Consider the following 19,460-nt stretch of genomic DNA (forward strand, 5'->3'; position numbering starts at 1 on the left):
GTGTGTTTTGCAGATAGCGCGCCGCTTCAATAATGTCCGCCGCATACCAGGTGGATTCGCCCCACTGCCGGGCGTTGGCAAATGTCTTTGCTTCTTTGATCGCCGCCCGGGCGCGGTTCAAGACCGGCACGCAGTCGCCCAGGGTTTTAATCGCCTCACCGCTCAGGCAGCGGATCACAGGCAGGTAGTAGGCGGTATCGGGATAGCCCACCGGTTGATCCTTACCGTAGCGGCGGATGGCCTGGTTCAATAATATTTCCGCATAGCTGACGGCGGTGATGGCCCCTTCGTAGGCCTCTTTGAACAGTTTTTTCGGTTCTTTGCCCGGCTCCACGGCCCCTTCAAATATTTCGTCGAAATTAATGGCTTCGGCCATTTTATATCCTCCTTCGCTCCCGGTATTCTACCAGTTCTGACAGAGGGCGGTTTCCATGTCTTCGGCCACGGCCCGGTGCACGCCCAGTTTCCAGGTGCGGTATTCCAGGGCGTTCAACAGTTTCTGAATGGCCGCGTCAATGTCCGGCTCCAGGATGAAGTAACCGCCGAATACGTCGCCGGCAATCTGGGTCAGAATGCTGTAAATGAGGTCGGAGCCTTCCACCGGGGGCATGGTGCCAACATGCGTGGGCATACCGATGGTCACCGCCCAGGTGCCGATACTGGTTGCCTTGCCGCTCATTGCTTCCGGGGCTGAGGCGACAAAAGGCACCTTCGGCGTATCCACGCCGAGATCATCAGCCATCATCATCAACAGTTCGGCGGCACGGGAGTTGTCCACACAGGAACCGATATGGAATGCCGGGGGCAGGCCCAGTTTCAGATTCGCCCTGGCGCTGATCCGTTTGAAGAAGCTTTGCAGCCCGGGGCCGCACAACTCCGGCACTTTGGCCGGATCCATCAGGCCGGCCTTGGCGCAGGCCTGGGCATGACAGCCGGTGGTGACTACGAAAACGTCGTTTTTGAGCATGGCTTTGGCGATTTCAATGTGTGCCTGGTCCTGGAATGTTTTCAGGTTATTGCAGCCGCACATGAGGATGACACCTTTTAATTCGCCGGAGAGAATGGCGTCATTGAGTACACGGATCGGATTTTCGGGATTGACAGTTTTGAACAGTTCTAGAATGGCTTCCACGCTCCAGCCGGCCACCACATAATTTTTGATGTTGGGAATGTGAGTCGGCCGGGTGCCTCTTTCTTTGTAGGCTTCAATGGCGTGGCGGATGACTTCCTTGGCGTTTTCCATGGCGTGCGCTTCCTGGTAGTCGATGTGCATGGTGCCGGGGTTTTTCACAATGTCGGAGGTGGTGATCAGCCGGGTGCCGAAGCACTGGGCCACCGTGTTCAAACCGGGCATGATGCACTGCACGTCCACCACCATGGCGTCCACCGCACCGGTGCAGATGGCCAATTCCTGGGAGGAGAAGGAGGTGGCGATGGGTACGCCCTGACGCATGAGCACTTCGTTGCCGGTGCAGCAGATACCGGCCAGATTGATGCCCGCCGCGCCGGCCGCTTTGGCCTCATCTTCCAGTTCCCGGGCGGCGGCCACGATCATTTCACTGAGCAGGGGGTTGTGGCCATGCAGGATCACATTCACATATTCAGGCTTTAAAACGCCCAGATTGGCTTCGCTGGCCACAGGCTGCGGCGTGCCGAAAACCACGTCGGAAATGTCGGTGGCGATCCATTTGCCAGCCAGGTCCGCCAGGCCGACCCGCACTGCACTGAAGACCAGGTTGACCGGGTCGTTGTCCATCCCCACGTGCGCCTGGGTGACCAGATCCGAGATGGTGGCGTGAATGCCGTGGGGCATGACCATGTGGCTGCGGTATTTTTCAATGCGCGCGGGCACCTGCTTTTTGACCGTCCAGGTGGATTCCCCTTCGCCCTTGAGCCGGTTGAAGTCCTCACGCGCCTTTTCAGCAAACTCTTTGGCCAGGGTAAGCGCGTCCTTGCCTTCGGTTTCAATATCCAGCTGTTTGCACAGGCGGACCAGTTTTTCCGGATCTTTAATCGTGTAATCCGGTGCTTCCCCTTCCGCAATCATATGCAGCACGTGTGTCATGTGGTTGCCGTGCTGGGCGTGGGAGGCGCAACCGGTCAGGATCATCAGGCCGACGCTGCGGGCGACAATGGTCCAGGCGTTGGCCCCGCAGATACCGCGGCTGGTCGGCCCTTCTTCCGCTTTAATCCGGCACGGACCCATCATACAAAAACGGCAGCAGATGCCCTTGTAACCGAACTGGCATTGCGGCTGCTGAGCGAGCACCCGGTCGAAGGCGGTGATTACGCCACCTTCCCTGGCCACATCCAGCATCTCCAGCACGGCGGGATCCACCGACCGTTTTACGTTCTTGGGATCAATCACCCGGGGCGCTTTCTCCGACGGGCGGCTGGTCAGGCTGAAATCTCTAAACCTTGGCATACTGTGACCTCCTTTAAAAAATGGGCTTATCCAACCAACTGACAAACTGGAACCATACGGCCCCCGCTCTCCCTCTCCTTACTAAAAATCACCCGCCTCTCCCCCTGTCCCGGGTAATCTCTCGGCCGAAGAAAATGCCTGTGATTTAAAAAATATTAAAAACTTTGATCTAAATTATTTTACTTTGCGAAAAACTTATGAGCAATTGTTAAATAACCTGTTATAAGCGCAAATAAATGAAATATAGTCAACTATGTACTCCTGGCGCAATATTGCATAGTTTCATTACCGGGCATTTCACAGCATGCCGCTTCCTTTTGCTTACACCCGGGACCACGGTTCCCCATGTACAAAATGTGCCTTGCACGCCGGGAAAAAAATTTCCGGACGGAGCGAACTTTTCCGGGTAAAATAGCATCAATAGGTTAAAGGGACGGACAGGGGATATATTTTACCGGATAAAGGGGTGTGACACCCCGTTGAAGGATAAGGACCTGGAAATTTTACGCCGGGCCAGGGACGGCTCGCCGCCGCACTATGAAAAACTGGTCAATCATTATGCCCAATATGCTTTTAAAATCGCCTACGGCATGCTGCTCAACCGGGCCGACGCGGAGGAAGCGGTGCAGGAAGCGTTCCTGACGGTCTACCACCGGCTGGCCGGCTTGCGTAATATGGAGTCATTCCCCGCCTGGCTGGCCCGGATTGTCACCAACCTGTGCCTGCAGCGGCTGAACAAACTTGCGCCGGCCGTGTCCCTGGAAACACTGCCGGTGGATGGGAAAACGCCGGCCGAAACCCGGGAGGCCATGGACCCGGAAGCATCCTATATAAGAGGCGAAAGGGATTCCCTGGTCCGGCAGGCGGTGCGTGAACTGCCCGCCGGGTGCCGGGCGGCGCTGATCCTGCGGGAATTCGAGGGCTGTTCCTATGCGGAAATTGCCCGGATCCTGGACATCCCGCCGGGTACGGTAAAATCGCGCCTGCATCAGGCGCGCACTATGTTAGCCGCAAAACTGGGCCAAAAGCCGGGGGTGTATGACGATGCGTTGTAACGAAGCAAAGCCGCTGCTTTCCGCCTTCCTGGACGGGGAGCTGACGGCCGGGGAGCGGCAGGCCGTGGGGGAGCACCTGGCGCACTGTCCGGCCTGTGCCGCCTGCCGGCGGGAAATTGACCGCGCCGGTCAACTGGTGCGGGAACTGGCGGTGCCGGTGGTTTCCCCGGATCTGACGGCACGGATCGTGGCGCGGATTGCCCTACAGCCAGCTTATGGCGGCGGCATCCCATCCCTTTTCGGCGCCTTTTTGCTCCTGCTGTTCCTGGCCGTACCGGGCTTGATTTTCCTTTCCCCGGCCGGCGGGCTGCTCTTCGCCCTGGTCCGGGTGGGCGCACGCAACCTGTTTGCCTTGTTCAACCTGGGTATCAAACTGCCGGTGTCCGGTATGAACCTGCTCTGGAGCGCCACCCTGCTGCTTCTGAGCGGACTGCTGTTTTACGGACTGCGCCGGGTCATGCGTACGGAAGCCGGCCGCGAAAATGTGATCCATGAGGGATGAGAAAGGAGCGCCCGCCATGCCCATAACCAAAAACCTGTGGGCGGCCGTCTGTCTGGCCTGCCTTTTGACGCTGGCCGGCTGGCTCGCCGCTCCGTATGCCCGGGCACAGACGGGTTCCGTCCGGCCGGACATGCTGGTGCCGGCCGGGGAACGGGTGGAAAACGTGCTTCTGTTCGGCCGGAGCGGTGTTATTGCCGGTGAGGTCACTGACGAAGTGGTGGTTATCAATGGCAACCTGACTCTGGCACCCACCGCCCGGATCAGCGACCGGGTAATTGTCATCGGCGGCCGGTTGAACCGGGAAACCGGCGCGCAGGTGGGCAAAGGCATCCTGGACATCGACGCCGGACAGACGGGCATCAATACCCTATTTGCCGCCCTGCTGGGCACCGGTCTGCTGACCATGGGGAAATTCATGGCCGGCGTGACGGCCATATTAATCTTCATTTTCGCAGCCGCCCTTTTGCCGGACCTGTCCCGGCGGGCCACCGGCATCATGCAGGAAAAAACATTGCAGACATTGCTCCTCGGCCTTCTGGGCGCCCTGGCCGTACTTTCTTTAAGCGCCGCCCTGATCTTGAGCCGCTGGGGCATCCCTCTGGCCCTGCTGATCATGCTGGCCGGAGGCGTACTGCTGCTTCCCGGTTTGACCGGCTTGGCCCTGCTTTGCGGCGACATACTGAACCGGGGCACGGGCCACCGAATGCGCTCCCCGGCGCTTTTGGCCGCACTGGGCTCGCTACCCCTGGTCGCCCTGCTGGTTTTCCCCCTGGTGGGAGTAATTCTGACCTTATTGGTGGTTTTGCTCACCTTCGGCGCCGGCCTCCAGTTGATCCGGCGCCCGGCCGCCGGACGGGAGGATGAAGACTGATTGTTGCACATCTCGGAAAAAACGGCGGCCATATTGTCTTTGGCCGTGCTGTACAAGGTAGTTGCGGTTTACCTGATCATCTTTCACCGGAGGGAATTGAACGCCATGCGCAAATACGTGTCCCGGGCCGAAACCCTGGCCATGAAACCGCTGGATCACTGGCTGACGCCTCTGGGGGATTTCGGCGTACGCCTGTTCCGGGGGTTTTTGCTCATCGCCCTGCTCATCCTGCTCTTCGGCCGGCTGGCTGAAGATGTGGTTTCCCGGGAAACCGGCCAATTTGACCTGTTGTTGACCGGCCTGGTCAGGCATTATACCAGCCCGGATATGACAATGGTGATGAAAACAGTGACCAGCCTGGATTCCCCCGGGGTGCTGACTTTTATCGTCATCCTGCTGGTCGCCACGCTATTTTTACTGCGCCGCCCCCGGCGCGAACCGGTATTGCTGGCCGTGACCACGACGGGGAGCTGGCTGCTGAATGAATTGTTGAAATGGAGCTTTCACCGCCCGCGACCGGACGTGAACTGGCTGGTTCAGGCCACCGGCTACAGTTTCCCCAGCGGACACTCCATGGTCGGCATCGCCTTTTACGGCGCTCTGGCCTACCTGCTCTGGAACTGGCTGCCGTCCCCCGGACAGCGCCGGCTGACCGCCGGCCTGTGTGCCCTGCTCGTCCTGTCCATCGGCATCAGCCGCATATATTTGGGCGTACATTACCCCAGCGATGTGCTGGCCGGCTTTATCGCCGGCGGCTGCTGGCTGACCGCCTGCATCCTGGCCTGTGAAGCGGCCAGGCGCCGTCCCGGGAACGGACCCGCTGTCCGGCGGGCCGGATGGCAACGGTAAAAACCGGCAAAAGCTAAATATTAACACATGTTAGGAGTGAGCATATGTATTACGCCGCTTACATTGGATATGGGTTGGCAAAGAGATACGGCCGCCTGCCGGGGAAATCAGCTGATGTCAACGCAAGGGATCCAATCACAAATGGGAAAAGAACAGGCCTGGCTGATGTTCCCTTGATATCTAAAATCGTGTTGCGGGAGGATATTTAAATGCATTCATCTATGGAACCGGCCATTGTTGCAGGAATCATCGAAGGGGTGGTGGAATGGCTGCCCGTGAGCAGTAAAACCATGATCACTTTGTACTTTGCCATTGTCGGCGTCAATGTGCAAAGTGGGTATAATCTGGGTCTTATTGCAAACTTTGGTTCTTTTTTCGCCGCCATCTATTATTTCCGCAAGGAGACATGGGGTATATTAAAGAGCCTCCGCCGCCCGTTGGCCGATGAACCCTACGCCAGACTGCTGCGTTTTATATTCCTGGGCACTTTGGCTACCGGAGTGATCGGCGTGCCGATATACGTTATGGTGCAGAATACGTTTTCGGTCATAGGCGGCTCCATCGCCATGCTATTAATCGGCGTATTGCTGTTGATAACTTCGTTTATCGTCCGCGGAAAAGAAAAACTTGTGGAAAAAGCCACCAATTCCAGCGAAAGCAATAAGCTGATCACCACCAGGGTTTCCCTGATCACAGGAGCGATGCAGGGCCTGGCTGCCCTGCCCGGGATCAGCCGTAGCGCGGTGACCATGACCCCGCTCCTCTGGATGGGTTTTTCGGCCGAGGAAGCGCTTCGCCTTTCGTTCCTGCTCGACGTTGTCGCCCTGCTCGGCGCTGGTGTGGTACCCGTGCTGATCGGACATGGAGGCCGGGAGGCGATCGCTCAGTTTGGTGCCGGGGCGACCCTGGTTATGCTGGTTGTAGCGGCCGTCATTTCCTTTCTGGCCATCCGGATTGTCCTTGATCTGGCCCGGAGATTGCGCACTTCTACCGTAACTCTGATCATCGGGATTCTCACCATTGTGGTACCGCTGTGGGCTATTATCGGCCTCCGGTAGGTTTCCCCGCTGCGGTCCGGTCAAGCGGACCGCAGCATTGGAGCGACGAGGTGCGACCATCACCTTTTTCATTTGTGGGTTGTGTTCAAAAAATCATGGCCGTTAGGAGCTAAAAAGCAGGTTGAAGCAAGAGTAAAAGAAGGAAAAAATCATTTAAAGAAGAATAAATTTTGGGAACAAAAATATAACCCAAGGTGATGCTTCGTGAGAAAAAAGTTTCTTGTTTTCATCGCTTTTTGTCTGGTTGTGGCAACTACTGTAGCTGGCTGTACCGGCAGGTCCAATTCGGCACCGCAGGCAAATGCGGCCACGCTGCGCCTGGGTATGCTGCCGATCATTGACAACCTGCCTTTCTGGGTGGCCGAACAGAAGGGCTATTTTAAAGCCGAAGGGCTGAACGTTCAGCTGGTTCCCTTTCCCAGTGCGGTGGAACGGGACAGCGCCTTTACCGCCGGTCAGATTGACGCCGCCGTGGGCGACCTGCTAGCGGTGGCCGAACTGAACAATGCCGGCACGCCGGTAAAGGCGGTTTCCCTGTGTATGGGAGTTAAACCGGGGGAAAGCCGCTTCGCCGTCCTTTCGGCACCCCGCTCGGACATTCGCCGGCCGGCCCAGTTGAAAAACGTGCCGGTGGCCATTTCGCCCAACTCGATCATTGAATATGTCACCGACCGGCTGCTCGAAGACAAGGGGTTGAGTAAAAACGAGATTAAAAAGGCCTCCATCCCCAAAATGCCCGTGCGGCTGGAGGCGCTGTTAAACGGCTCGGTGCAGGCGGCCACCCTGCCCGATCCCCTGGCCACCCTGGCCCAAATCAAGGGAGCGCACATTGTGGCCGATACATTAAATGATAATGTGGCCCAAACGGTGCTCATGGTGCGCCTGGAAAGCATCAACCACAACCTGCCGCAGCTGCAGAAACTGATGCGTGCCTACACCCGGGCGGTCAGGGACATCCAGGCCAACCCTGCCGCTTACAACGGCCTGCTGGCCAAAGAGGCGCGGGTGCCGGCGGAAGTGTTGAATTCGTCCCAACATCGCCTGCCCGTGCATTTTTCGGCGCCGCAACTCCCACCTGCGGCGAATGTGCAGGATATATTGCAATGGATGCAGGAACGCAAGCTGCTGACCAAACCTTTAACCTATAACGATATGGTGGATACCCGGGTGCTGGAACAAAAACCAAAGGCCTGACATGTACATGCTGGTTGAGGCGGACCTGCCGGCCCGCTTCAAACCAGCATGACACATCCGCCCGGCTTGCCTTCCGGCAACTGATCTTTTCCGGACCACAATTTTCAGCTGACAAATTTGCCGCCGGTTGCTTTCAAAAGCACCAATCTTTTACCGTAAACATGACAGCAGCAATAATGATTTTGTCTGACATTGGCAGCTGCCATACCGCCGGACTTTGTGTCATTTAAATCTGGAAAGCGTGGTTTTGCATGCAAGAAACCGGTGCCGAAGTAGAAATAAGCAACTTATCCGTCAGCTATCAGCGAAACCGGGAAACGGTGGCGGCTTTGAGCGGTGTTTCCTTCCGGGTGGAAGCCGGAACCACCTGCGCCGTCATCGGCCCTTCCGGCTGCGGCAAGTCCACCCTGCTCTACGTTCTGGCCGGCCTGATCCGGCCGCAGGACGGACAGTCGTTGATCAACGGCCGAGAAACGCAGCCGGGACGCCGGGAAACCTCGCTCATCCTGCAGGATTACGGCCTGCTGCCCTGGAAAACGGTATGGCACAACACCATTCTCGGCCTGGTGATCCGACGGGAAGCGGCCGCCGCCATCCGCGCCGCCGGCGAACAGGTGTTGAGGCAAATGGGGCTGTGGGAAATGCGCCACCGCTACCCGGCCCAGTTGAGCGGCGGGCAGCGCCAGCGGGTGGCCATCGCGCGTTCGCTGGCCATGCGACCGGATCTCTTATTGATGGATGAGCCTTTTTCCTCCCTGGATGCCCTGACCAGGGAGTCTTTACAGGAAGCGCTGCTGGACATTTTACAGGGTGGCGGACTTACTGTCATCCTGGTTACCCACAGCATTGAAGAAGCAGCCTATCTGGGCCGGCGCATTGTAGTGCTCACCCCCCATCCGGGCCGGGTAACCGCCGTGCTGGAAAACCCGCGTGCCGGGGATAAGCACTACCGTCAGACGGAGCAGTTCTTCCGCTTGTGCCGGAACCTGCGCCGGATACTGGAGGGTGTTTATCATACCGGTACAAATGAATATACGGCCCGGTCCGCAAGCACACGCCGGAACGCCGGCCGGTAAAAGCGGCCCGGGTATGGATAAACCAGAAAGGTGAAAGTTTATGCCCAGTTCACCCGCCCGTTTTGATCGCCGTCATCCGGCCGGGCAAATTTTAATCAAAGCCGCCGCCGTATGCTCCCTTTTCCTGGCCTGGCACCTGCTGTCGCTGGCTTTGAACAGCCCGGCGCTGCCCACCCCGGCCGGGGCTTTTGCCGCATTTTTCAACCAACTTCCGGACGGACTGGGACATGATTTTCTGATCAGCACCTGGCGGGTGGTGGCCAGCATCATAATTTCACTGTTTCTGGGCGTACCAACCGGGTTATGGCTGGGTACGGACGAACGGTTCGACCGCTTTTTTGCCCCCTTGATCTACCTCACCTATCCCATCCCGAAAATCGTTTTTTTACCTCTGGTCATGGTACTGCTTGGTCTGGGGGATGTTTCCAAGATTTTTCTCATTACCCTGGTGGTATTCTTCCAAATTTTGATGACCACCCGGGACGCCGCCCGGCATGTGAATAAAGCCATGGTGCTGTCGGTGTCTTCCCTGGGCGCGGGCCGGCTGGATATTTACCGCCACGTCATCTGGCCGGCCGTCTTGCCGGAAGTGCTCACCGCCCTGCGCATCGGCTCGGGCACGGCCATCGCGGTGCTCTTTTTTTCCGAGTCCATTGCCAGCAGAGAGGGGCTGGGCTATTACCTGATGGACGCCTGGTCACGCTATGCCTATGCTGAAATGTTCGCCGGCATCATCGCCATGGGCGCCCTGGGCTACCTGCTGTACCTGTGTCTGGACTGGCTGGAGAAAGCGGCCTGCCCCTGGAAACAAGTTTGAAAGTATTACCTGAATCAACCCGGCCGGGGCGTTTTTAGCAGTTAAAAAAGGGAAGGCGGCGAAAACTTGACGGAAAAGGATATCATTGTTGCTGAAAATTTGACCAAGGAATATAACGGCAAAACGGCCGTGAACGGTATCAACTTCCGGGTGCGCGCCCGGGAGTGTTTCGGTTTTCTCGGCCCCAACGGGGCGGGGAAAACCACCACGGTGAATATGATCTATTGCTTCTCACCAGTCACCGCCGGCCGGCTGACCGTGCTCGGCCTGGACGTACGGGAGCATCCGCGGGAGATCAAAAGCCGCCTGGGCGTGGTACCTCAAGAAAACAACCTGGACCCGGATTTGCGGGTGCTGCAAAACCTGCTGGTCTACGCTTCTTATTTTCGCATCCCGGCCGCCGTGGCCCGCGAGCGGGCTATGGAACTGCTTGCGTTTTTCGATCTGGACGACCGGACGCAGGAAAAGGTGGACCGGCTGTCCGGAGGTATGAAACGCCGCCTGACCATCGCCCGGGCGCTGATCAATAACCCCGCTCTGGTCATCCTGGACGAACCGACCACCGGTCTGGATCCCCAGGCACGCCACCTGGTCTGGCAGCGCCTGCGCCGTTTAAAGGAGCGGGGCGTCACCCTGGTGCTGACCACCCACTACCTGGAAGAGGCCGGTCAATTATGTGACCGGCTGGTGATCATGGACCGGGGGGAGATCCTGGAGGAAGGGGGGCCGGGTGAACTGTTGGCCAAACACATCGGCCGGGAAGTGGTGGAAGTGGGCGGAAGTGACACCGGTAACCGGATCGGTGCAAACCCCGGACAAAACGGACCGGCCATGGCGTCCGGACGGGATGAAAAGGCAACCGCGCTCCCCGCCCGGACAATCGAAGCCCGGAACGAAAAACACCAGCCTCCCAGTGACTGGGAAACTTTGGTGTTATCCCGGGTCAACCACCTGCTCCGCGGTCACCTGATGGTCGGCGACAACCTGTTTCTTTTCCCGCGGGAAAGCGGCCAGGAGCTGCTTCAGGCTCTGCAGGCACAGCCAGTACACTTTTTCCATCTGCTGCTGCGCCCGGCCACCCTGGAGGATGTGTTTTTAAAACTCACCGGAAGGGGGCTTACTGCTTGAGGCGGATCGACATCTCCCCGCTGGTCTGGCAGGTGCTGCGCCGGCATTTGATCATTTTCGGCCGCAACTGGAAGGTGAACATATCCTTCAACTTTTTTGAACCGCTGTTATACATCGCCGCCCTCGGAATGGGCCTGGGCGCCTACGTAAAGCCGATGGAGGGATTGCCCTACTTGAACTTCCTGGCTCCCGGACTGGTGGCCTCCTCGGCCATGTTCGCCACCAGCTATGAGTGCACCTACGGCACTTTTGTACGCATGGAATTCCAAAAAACATTTCAGGCCATGGTGGCCACCCCGGTGAGTATGGACGATGTGATCACCGCCGAAATCCTTTACGGCGCTTTTAAGAGCACCCTGTACGGATCGGTGATTCTGGTGGTCATCCTGGTCCTGGGCCTGGTTTCCTCGCCCTGGGCATTGCTGGTCCCGCCGGTGCTGGCCGTAGCCGGATTGCTCTTCGCTGAACTCTCCATGCTCTGGACCGGACTGGTGCCCAACATAGATAATTTCAACTACTTCTTCTCCCTGATTATGACGCCCCTGTTTCTCTTTTCCGGTGTCTTTTTCCCTTTGAGCGGCCTGCCCCGGCTGGTGCGGGAAGCGGCCTGGCTCAGCCCGCTTTACCACCTGGTCAACCTGGTGCGCAGTCTGGTACTCGGTCAGATCAATCCCGGCCTGGCCTGGGAGTTCATCTGGCTGCTGGCGCTGGCTGTAGCGATATTTCCCCTGCCTCTTTATCTCATGCGCCGGCTGGTAATCAAATAACTAATTCCCCCACTCCTCCAGCGTGCGTCGGCTGACGGCACGGTAGCAACCGGCCAGCAGGGCGGCCGGATCCTCCTTCTCCCGCCAGAAGGGCGGCGGCCCGAGCCGTTTGAGCAGGACGGCGTCCACGGCGGGAATTTCCGGGTCGAATATCAGACCGTCCAGTTCTTCCCCCGCATCCCAGAAATGATCAAGCTCTTTGTCCAGCGGCGGGCCGGTTGTTTTTGTTTCCGGCAATGCTTCCGTCACCGGCTCCTTTTGGGCCAGGGAGGAGCGTTTTTCCCGCAGGGCCTCGATCAATTGCTCCCTGGTCCTCCCCCTTAACAAGAAAAGCAAAAAGGGATCGGCGTCAAATTTTTGCCCGAGGACATAATAAACAGCAGCAACATGCTTGCAGGGATTGGCCCAGTCGGGACAGGAGCAACTGGTTTTGATTTCGCGTGCCGCCTTTGGAAACAGGGACAGCCGCACCTCACTGAAGGCCTCTTCAATCTCCTGAGGCATTTCACCGGCCAGCAGACGGGCGGCAAAGACGGCCCGTCCGGCCATGGCGCCGGCGACTTTATCCCAGTCCCGGCCGTTAAGCGGTTTGATTTCAATCACCACGCGGTAAGGACGTGGCCGGGTGCCCTGTACTTTGGCCGTCACCCGTCCCGGCTCCAGCCTGATTTCCACCACATGACCGGTCCGGGCGTAGGTGCGTCCACGGCTTAAGCGTGTATCCCAGCCAAAGGATTCCAGCACGCTGATCCAGCGCTTCCCCCACCAGGTTTCGCCAAACTCCTTCTTTCGCGGCACTAAACCACTCCTTCCCCGTCAATCATCACTCACGGCCTGCCGGCGCAGGGTGAACAATTCCCGCAGTTCGGCGGTACTCAACTCCGTCAGCCACTCCTCGGCGGATGTGACAATAGCGGCGGCCAGCGTCTTTTTCTCTTCAATCATTTGATCAATGCGCTCTTCCAGCGTACCGCTGCAGACATACTTGTAGACAAATACATTATGCCGCTGACCGATGCGGAAAGCGCGGTCGGTGGCCTGGTCCTCCACCGCCGGGTTCCACCAGCGGTCAAAGTGAAAAACGTGATTGGCCCGGGTCAAATTAAGGCCCACCCCGCCCGCTTTAAGCGAGATAACGAAACAAGGCGGCCCGCTCTTTTGCTGGAAGCGCTCCACCATCTGGTCGCGCCGGCGCATGTTCACGCCGCCGTGTAAAAATAGCACTTCCCGCCCGAAGCAGGTCTGCAACTGGTTTTTTAAAATCTCGCCCATCCGGGCGTATTGGGTGAAAATCAATGCCTTTTCCCCGGAGGCCAGCACTTCCTCCAGCATTTCCAAAAGGCGTGTCATTTTTCCCGAGCGACCGGCCGTATGCAAGCCGTCACCCAGGAATTGGGCCGGATGATTGCACACCTGTTTTAATTTGGTGGTGGTGGCCAGCACCAGACCCCGGCGTTCGATACCTTCCGCTGCTTCAATACGGGTCAGCATATCCTGAACCACCGCCTGGTAAAGGGTGGCCTGCTCCCTGGTCAGCGGACACAATACACTACTTTCCTGTTTTTCAGGCAAGTCCGGAATGATTTTGGGATCGGTCTTCACCCGCCGCAGGATGAACGGATGGATCAATTGCTGCAGGCGTTTGGTCTGCCCGCTGTCACGCCGGCGCTCGATGGGTTGGGCGAAACGCCGGTTGAAAGCGGCCCCGCCGCCCAGGAAACCCGGATTTAAAAAATCCATGATCGACCACAGTTCGGACAGGCGGTTTTCCACCGGCGTGCCGGTGAGGGCGAAGCGAAAAGCGGCTTTCAGCTTTTTTACACTTTGCGTTTGCTTGGCAGCCGGATTTTTAATGTTCTGCGCCTCGTCCAGCACCACTCCGTCCCAGTCTATTCCGGTCAGCAACCGCTGATCCCGCTGGGCCAGGGAATAGGTGGTCACTACCAGCTGGGCGGTAGCGGCCGCCCGGACAAAATCAGCGCCCCGCAGCCGGTCCGGACCGTGGTGCACCAGCACCTGCAGGCCCGGCGCAAAGCGGGCCGCTTCCCGCTGCCAGTTGCCGGCCACCGAAGTGGGACAGATCAAAAGCACCGGGCCGCCGGAGAGTCCCTGCTCCACCCGGTGGAGCAAAAAGACCAGAAACTGGACGGTCTTGCCCAGGCCCATATCGTCGGCCAGACAGCCGCCCATACCCACCTGCGCCAAAAAATGAAGCCAGGAAAACCCACGGGACTGGTAGGGACGCAGCCGCCCCTGAAATCCGGCCGGCGCGGGCAGTATACCCAGCTTGCTATTGTCATGCAGTCGCTCCAGCAACAGCTGCAGCTCCCCTTCCGCGCTGATGCCGGTCACCGTCAGGTCTTCCAGTTCCAGGCCCTTTTTCACCGGCAGGCCGGCCGCCAGCTGCCAGGCCTCCTTCAAGGTCAGAGGTTCCCGGTTCTGCCCGTCCGGCAACAAGCGGAGCGCGGCTGCCAGTTGTTCCGGCTGCAGTTGCACCCACTGGCCGCGCACTTGCACCAGGGGCACTTTCATCGCCGCCAGGCGCCGGAATTCCGCCGGTTCGACGATTTGCTCGCCCAGCGCCAGTTCCCAGTCGAACTCGACCAGGGAATGCATGCCGAACAGGCCTGTCCCCACCCCTTCACTTTGTCCTTTTTGAGCCTTGCGGGCCGGTTTAAGCTTCAGACGCAATCCCAGCCTGTTTCCCCGACTTCCCCACCACGCCGGGGCCAGCACGCCCAATCCGCTTTCCTGGAACAGGGGCAGCGCCTGCCGTAAAAACTGATCCGCCTCGGCTGTGGACAGGCGGCAACAGGTCGGACAGGAAGTATGCAGTGATCTTTCCAGCACCGGAAACAACCGGCTGGCCTGACCGAGATCGGCCAGCAGGCGCTCCTGGGGGTTTTCAAAACAACGGCGCAAATAATGCAGTGTACCACCGGCCTGCCAGATATTTTCCGCCGGCACGAGCAAACTGGGGTCGTCACCGGACTGTAAAAAATAACGCAGCATCCAGGTATCCTCGCATCCGTCCGGGGAAGCCGCCTTTCCCCCTTTGCCGGCCGCCTCTTCCGGCATAGCGGCGTCCGGCGGCTCCAGGCGAAAACAGGTATGGAAAGCGGCTTTCCGGCTCCGGAACAGGGGGGAGCGCCAGGCGATCAATTCGCCGGCCATGATTTTCAATGTTTCCGGCGGCAGGTCCACCTCACCGCCGCCCCGCAGCAGGGTGGCCGCCCAGCGCCGGCCGGGCGTGTCGCGGCCGGCACTGGTCCGGCCGCGAAGGCGGGAAGGCAATACGGCCGGGTTTTCCGCCAGCAGGCGGCTGATCTTGTTTTGCGCCAGACTGCGGACAAAATCCGTAACCAGCATTTCGGGAGCCGGCGCGACCAATTTGGCCGGTGCGGAACCTCTTTTCACCCCGCCCGCCGCACGGCACACCGGCGGCATGGCCCGGGCCAGCAGTTCCAGTCGCCGGGCGTCTTCCGGCGCATTGAAAACCGGCCGCCAAACAGCATGAAATGTTTTCTCATCCAATGCGGGAATAAAGCGCTGCCGGACCAGCAACTCCAGGGCAAGGCGGGCAGCCTGCCGCCAATACTGCCAGTCGGCGGCCGGCAGTACCTCCGCCCCGGCAAAACTGTCCCGGTTCAGTATTTCCACCACCCGTTCCGGGCTGATCAAAAACCCCTCCACCAGCCAGGGAGAAAGCTCAACCTTGCCGTTTTCCCCCGCCGCCGGAACTTCTTCACTGTTGACTTCCGCCGCCGGCAGCAACGGGGATGGCTGCGGACGCTCCCGCCCGGACGGCAGGTACAACCAGAGCTGGACGGTATCCGGCACCTCCCGCAGTTCCAGCAGGTGATAGAGATCCGCCATTTCCGCCTGTCCGGGATGCCAGCACCGGGCCCGGCGCCCCCGCCGCCGGGCCAGCACCGTGCCTGGAAGCGGCGTGCCGGCGGCTACCTCCCCCCAAATAAAAAAACCGCCGTGCTTTCCCGCCATGCCGGCGGGAAGCCAGGTTCCATGCAGCACAAACATCAGCAGATCACCATGTTTATTCTAAAATTTTTTAATCCGGTCTGTTCACAGCAAAACCCGGGGCAAAATTCTTAGGCAGGCAACCACTGTGCGCACCGGCCGGTTAACAGCAGCCGACACGTTGCAATCAGTATTCCCGGGGCAAGACGCAGCTTCATTTCCAACTGCGAGCGGTGATTTTCACCAAAGCGGCTGTAAAGAAAAACCTTCAGTTAATTTCGACAGAAAAAAGGTTTTCCCTGCGGCAGGCAAGGGAAAACCTTTTTGTATCCAAATACTACTACCGTGCGGGCGCGGCCCGTGATTTCATTCCGGCCGCCCCGGCTTCCGTATCGGTCGCGATCAGCCGGCACACTTTCTTTTACCGTGCCGGCCGGTCATTTAATTTGCTCAATCAGTGCCGGCCAGTTTCAAGACCACGATCTCCGTGGGTGCGGGCAGATTCCCTTTGGTAACTTCCAGCACGTCTTTTTCCGTTACCCGCTCGAAATGACCGGTGAAGTCCTGCACCGGGGCAATGGGCAGTTTGATGGCCGCTGTGGCGTAGTGCATGGGCACGGCCACCGCCGGTTTGATGTCCGCTACCAGCCGGGCCGCCGCTTTGGCATCCACGGTAAACATGCCGCCCACCGGCACCAGCAGTACATCCACCGGACCGACTTCCTTGAGCTGCCCGGCATCCAGTAAATGCCCCAGATCGCCCAGGTGGCACACCCTGAGTCCGTCCAATTCAATCACGAATACCGTGTTGTTACCGCGCAGGGCGCCTTCCGAACCGTCGTGGAAGGTGGGGAGACCCTTGATCTTCACCGCTCCGGCGTTGTGTTCACCCGGCTCGCGCACCACCTGCGGCCTGCCTTTGACCGCACGCACATAATTGTGATCAAAGTGCTCGTGGCTGACAGTGACTACATCCGCCTCCACCGCCGGCAGGGGGTAGCCAACCTCTTCGTTGAAGGGATCGGTGACCACCCGCGCTCCTTCCCCGACAATCAGGAAACAAGCATGACCGAGCCATTTAATTTGCATTTTTTGCGCTCCTTTCTGAAACAGAGGTTTTTCAACCACCGGCACCGCACGCCGCCCGCATTTCCGGCTTTAGAACAAGTTGCCTTATACAGGAGCCCGGGCTGCCGTCATTGCCGTCAACAGCTGCTTTCTACATCGCACCGCACCGGGCGCAAATGGTGGAATTAGGCATTGTTTCCGCCGCTCTTGCTCAGAAACTCATGCATCAAAAAACGCACCACATCGCCGCGGCTGACCACTCCGACCAGTTTACGCCCCTGCACCACCGGCACCTTTTTGAACTTACGCCGGCTCAAGATCTGCGCCACATCGGAAAGACTGGTTTCTTCAGTCACTGTGACCACACTGGTGGTCATCAGCTTCTGCACCGGTTTTTCCAGCAAGGCGTACATCTTTTCCTCCATCACCGCCTCGCTGTCAAAAACCATGATAAAGGTCATAAAATCGATGAAGGAAGGCGGCTCCTGCACTTCCCGCAATATATCGGCATCGGTGATGATGCCGGCCAGATTGTTCCGGTCGTCCACTACCGGTACGCCGCTGACCTGTTTTTCCACAAACAGTTTCAACACGTCCCGCACTTTATCCCGTGCCTTGACCGCATACACATCCTGCCGCATTAAATCCCGCACCGTAGCCATCAGGCATTACCCCTTTTTTATTTTTCATCACAATTGTTCCCCGGCCACCAGGTTTGCTTTCAAGGCATTATTCAAAACAAAGTCGTAGCGCCAAAGCGCGAGCCAGCCAATCAGCAAAAGACCGGCGGCAATTAAAAAAGGTACTCCCATGCCAAACCGCTCACCGATCAGGCCCGAAAAGACGGGCGCCAGCGCTGCGCCGGCCCAGCGGGTAAAATTATATGCCCCGGAGGAAATCGAACGGGAAAAAGGCGATACTTCCATGGCCAGGGTGGTGAACAGGGCATTGGCAATACCGCAGAATAAACCCGAGACGACAATCAAAATCAATAATCCATTTCCGTGAACAAAGCCGGCCAGGATAAAAACCGCCACCAGTCCGGCCAGGTTCAACCACAGCAACCGCACCACACCGATCAGCGGGCGCAACCAGTTGACTATAAGCACCGAGGATATGGCCACTAGAATTCCCCAGGCAAAATAGGTATACCCCATCAGGGTGGGCGACAGGTCTTTTAAAGTTAACGGGGAATAAGCCAGAATGGTAAAAAACGCATAACTGTAACACAGACCGATCAAGGCGTTGCAGAACACCGCCGGATGCCGCAAGGCGATAAACAAATCATGGACGGCGCGGGGCGGCTCACGTTTGGGCGGTTCTTTCACCGTAAAAAAGGTGGCCAAGAGCGCAAACAGCATCAATGCGGATGTACCGAAAAAGGGGAAACGCCAGCTCATCGAACCCAAAAAGCCGCCCAGCAGCGGACCGGAGGCGATGCCCAGACCGAGCGCCGCCTCATACAGGGTAATCGAGGACGCCACGCTGCCGGCCGAAGCGCCGACAATAATGGAAAGCGCCGTCGAAGTGAACAGGGCGTTGCCCAACCCCCAGCCCGCGCGCATCACGGCCAGCACGCCGATACCAGGCGCCCGGCCGGATAAAAAGGCGAACACCACCACCAGGGATACTCCGAGCAACATGGTCCGCCGGCCGCCGATCCTGGTGGCCAGTACACCAGACAGAAGCATGGCCAGGGCCATGACAGCGATGTAACTGGTGAACAGCCATTCGACCTGGGACGGGGTGGCCCCCATATCCCGGCCGATCATGGCCAGCAACGGGTCGACCACACCGATTCCAATAAAAGCGATAAAGGTGGCAAAAGCGGTGGCCAATACCGCCGCTGGAAACCTGCGCATGAACGATTCCTCCCCGCAAAACCTCATTCCGCCGGCCGGCAGCTGATGACGGACTGAACGATTTGTTTTTTCAACCCGGCATGTACAACCGTCAGGATCTCACTTACCCGGTCCAGGTCCGCCGGTATTTCCACCAGTGCATCACTCAAACAGCAGCGGCGGAACTCCAGTACTTCCTCCCGCACGGCCGCCCCGGCCTCCGTCAGACGAAGGTAAACCATGCGCCTGTCCTCATCGTCCCGCCAGCGCACTACCAGGCCGTCGCCGACTAGACTGTCCACCAGTCCGGTGATGGTGGCCGAAGCGAGCAGCATGTGAGTCTGCAAACGGCTCATATTGATACCCTGCCCGGTATCCAGGTGCAGCAGCACCCGGAAACGGGACATGCTTAGTCCCCGTTCGGCCAAAAATACCCTGGTAAGGTAGTTGATGGTACGGTTGACACTGCGCAGGGACTCCTCAAACTTTTTAATTTCATTCATTATTTAACACCGCCCGGTTTGTCGACCATATATTTCGGTCCACGAATAATTATATACCAGAATGCCGGGGTTCTGTCAACCTCCCGGGCATATAATAACCGCTGCGCTTAAAATAAATTATTGCCGGCACAAATACTGCATCCAGTTTTCCAGGAAAGGGGAAGAAAAAAGAGAAAAAAGTTTGTGAAATAGTTGACAATTTCCTTTCGTGTGATAAAATGTTTTACAAGGACCATGTGTCCAGGGAGTTGTGAAAACCTTAACAAATCATGCCGACTGTTCACCCTCTTGATCGGTTATTTCGGGCCAAAGTGATTCCATTTTAATG

The 19,460-nt window shown here is 58.2% G+C and carries 17 protein-coding genes and 1 pseudogene; 10 read left to right on the top strand and 8 right to left on the bottom strand.

Going from position 1 to position 19,460, the window contains the following annotated elements; translation table 11 throughout:
* Both A6M21_RS14155 and cooS read right to left on the bottom strand, forming a co-directional pair.
* A pseudogene (locus A6M21_RS14155) lies at nt 1-376 on the bottom strand (acetyl-CoA decarbonylase/synthase complex subunit alpha/beta); the annotation flags it as partial.
* Nucleotides 377-403: 27 nt separating this feature from the next.
* The gene (gene cooS / locus A6M21_RS14160) at nt 404-2,425 is read right to left on the bottom strand and encodes an anaerobic carbon-monoxide dehydrogenase catalytic subunit (protein ID WP_066669964.1); all 2,022 of its coding nucleotides are present in this window, start codon (nt 2,423-2,425) and stop codon (nt 404-406) included.
* A 479-nt stretch (nt 2,426-2,904) separates the two neighbouring features.
* On the opposite strand from cooS, the gene A6M21_RS14165 reads away from it, so the two are divergent.
* The 10 genes from A6M21_RS14165 to A6M21_RS14210 all read left to right on the top strand — a co-directional run bounded on the left by A6M21_RS14165 (nt 2,905) and on the right by A6M21_RS14210 (nt 11,742).
* Nucleotides 2,905-3,480, top strand: coding sequence for an RNA polymerase sigma factor (locus tag A6M21_RS14165; RefSeq protein WP_066669966.1), 576 nt, complete (start codon nt 2,905-2,907; stop codon nt 3,478-3,480).
* On the top strand, nt 3,470-3,982 hold the full coding sequence (locus A6M21_RS14170; protein WP_066669968.1) for an anti-sigma factor family protein: 513 nt from the start codon (nt 3,470-3,472) through the stop codon (nt 3,980-3,982). Before A6M21_RS14165 ends, A6M21_RS14170 begins: the two co-directional genes overlap by 11 nt.
* Before the next feature lie 16 nt (nt 3,983-3,998).
* Complete coding sequence (locus tag A6M21_RS14175) at nt 3,999-4,853, top strand: hypothetical protein (protein WP_066669970.1); 855 nt, start codon at nt 3,999-4,001, stop codon at nt 4,851-4,853.
* Entirely contained in the window at nt 4,854-5,702 is an 849-nt protein-coding gene (locus A6M21_RS14180) for a phosphatase PAP2 family protein (RefSeq protein ID WP_078060740.1), read from the top strand.
* 209 nt (nt 5,703-5,911) lie between these two features.
* A complete protein-coding gene (locus tag A6M21_RS14185) occupies nt 5,912-6,760 on the top strand; it encodes an undecaprenyl-diphosphate phosphatase (protein ID WP_078060741.1) in 849 nt (282 codons plus the stop codon).
* Between the two features lie 204 nt (nt 6,761-6,964).
* Entirely contained in the window at nt 6,965-7,954 is a 990-nt protein-coding gene (locus A6M21_RS14190; protein ID WP_066669974.1) for an ABC transporter substrate-binding protein, read from the top strand.
* Nucleotides 7,955-8,205: 251 nt separating this feature from the next.
* On the top strand, nt 8,206-9,030 hold the full coding sequence (locus tag A6M21_RS14195; RefSeq protein WP_066669976.1) for an ABC transporter ATP-binding protein: 825 nt from the start codon (nt 8,206-8,208) through the stop codon (nt 9,028-9,030).
* A gap of 40 nt (nt 9,031-9,070) precedes the next feature.
* Nucleotides 9,071-9,847, top strand: a complete 777-nt coding sequence (locus tag A6M21_RS14200; protein WP_066669978.1) for an ABC transporter permease — start codon at nt 9,071-9,073, stop codon at nt 9,845-9,847.
* A gap of 66 nt (nt 9,848-9,913) precedes the next feature.
* Nucleotides 9,914-10,975 carry an ABC transporter ATP-binding protein gene (locus A6M21_RS14205; protein WP_066669988.1) on the top strand — a complete coding sequence of 354 codons (1,062 nt, stop codon included), beginning with the start codon at nt 9,914-9,916 and terminating at the stop codon, nt 10,973-10,975.
* Complete coding sequence (locus tag A6M21_RS14210) at nt 10,972-11,742, top strand: ABC transporter permease (protein WP_066669991.1); 771 nt, start codon at nt 10,972-10,974, stop codon at nt 11,740-11,742. Before A6M21_RS14205 ends, A6M21_RS14210 begins: the two co-directional genes overlap by 4 nt.
* On the opposite strand, the gene A6M21_RS14215 is transcribed toward A6M21_RS14210, so the two are convergent.
* From A6M21_RS14215 to A6M21_RS14240, 6 genes are all read right to left on the bottom strand, one after another.
* Nucleotides 11,743-12,540 carry an SWIM zinc finger family protein gene (locus A6M21_RS14215; RefSeq protein WP_078060742.1) on the bottom strand — a complete coding sequence of 266 codons (798 nt, stop codon included), beginning with the start codon at nt 12,538-12,540 and terminating at the stop codon, nt 11,743-11,745.
* An 18-nt stretch (nt 12,541-12,558) separates the two neighbouring features.
* A complete protein-coding gene (locus tag A6M21_RS14220) occupies nt 12,559-15,780 on the bottom strand; it encodes a DEAD/DEAH box helicase (RefSeq protein ID WP_201721905.1) in 3,222 nt (1,073 codons plus the stop codon).
* A gap of 390 nt (nt 15,781-16,170) precedes the next feature.
* The gene (locus tag A6M21_RS14225) at nt 16,171-16,809 is read right to left on the bottom strand and encodes an MBL fold metallo-hydrolase (protein ID WP_066670033.1); all 639 of its coding nucleotides are present in this window, start codon (nt 16,807-16,809) and stop codon (nt 16,171-16,173) included.
* Between the two features lie 164 nt (nt 16,810-16,973).
* A complete protein-coding gene (locus A6M21_RS14230; protein ID WP_066669993.1) occupies nt 16,974-17,450 on the bottom strand; it encodes a CBS domain-containing protein in 477 nt (158 codons plus the stop codon).
* Between the two features lie 27 nt (nt 17,451-17,477).
* On the bottom strand, nt 17,478-18,650 hold the full coding sequence (locus A6M21_RS14235; protein WP_066669995.1) for an MFS transporter: 1,173 nt from the start codon (nt 18,648-18,650) through the stop codon (nt 17,478-17,480).
* Nucleotides 18,651-18,673: 23 nt separating this feature from the next.
* Nucleotides 18,674-19,132: a MarR family winged helix-turn-helix transcriptional regulator gene (locus tag A6M21_RS14240; RefSeq protein ID WP_066669997.1), complete on the bottom strand. Its 459-nt coding sequence runs from the start codon at nt 19,130-19,132 to the stop codon at nt 18,674-18,676.
* Nucleotides 19,133-19,460 lie beyond the last annotated feature (328 nt).

This window comes from Desulfotomaculum copahuensis (assembly GCF_001655685.1).
Classification (GTDB): domain Bacteria; phylum Bacillota; class Desulfotomaculia; order Desulfotomaculales; family Desulfovirgulaceae; genus Desulfotomaculum_G; species Desulfotomaculum_G copahuensis.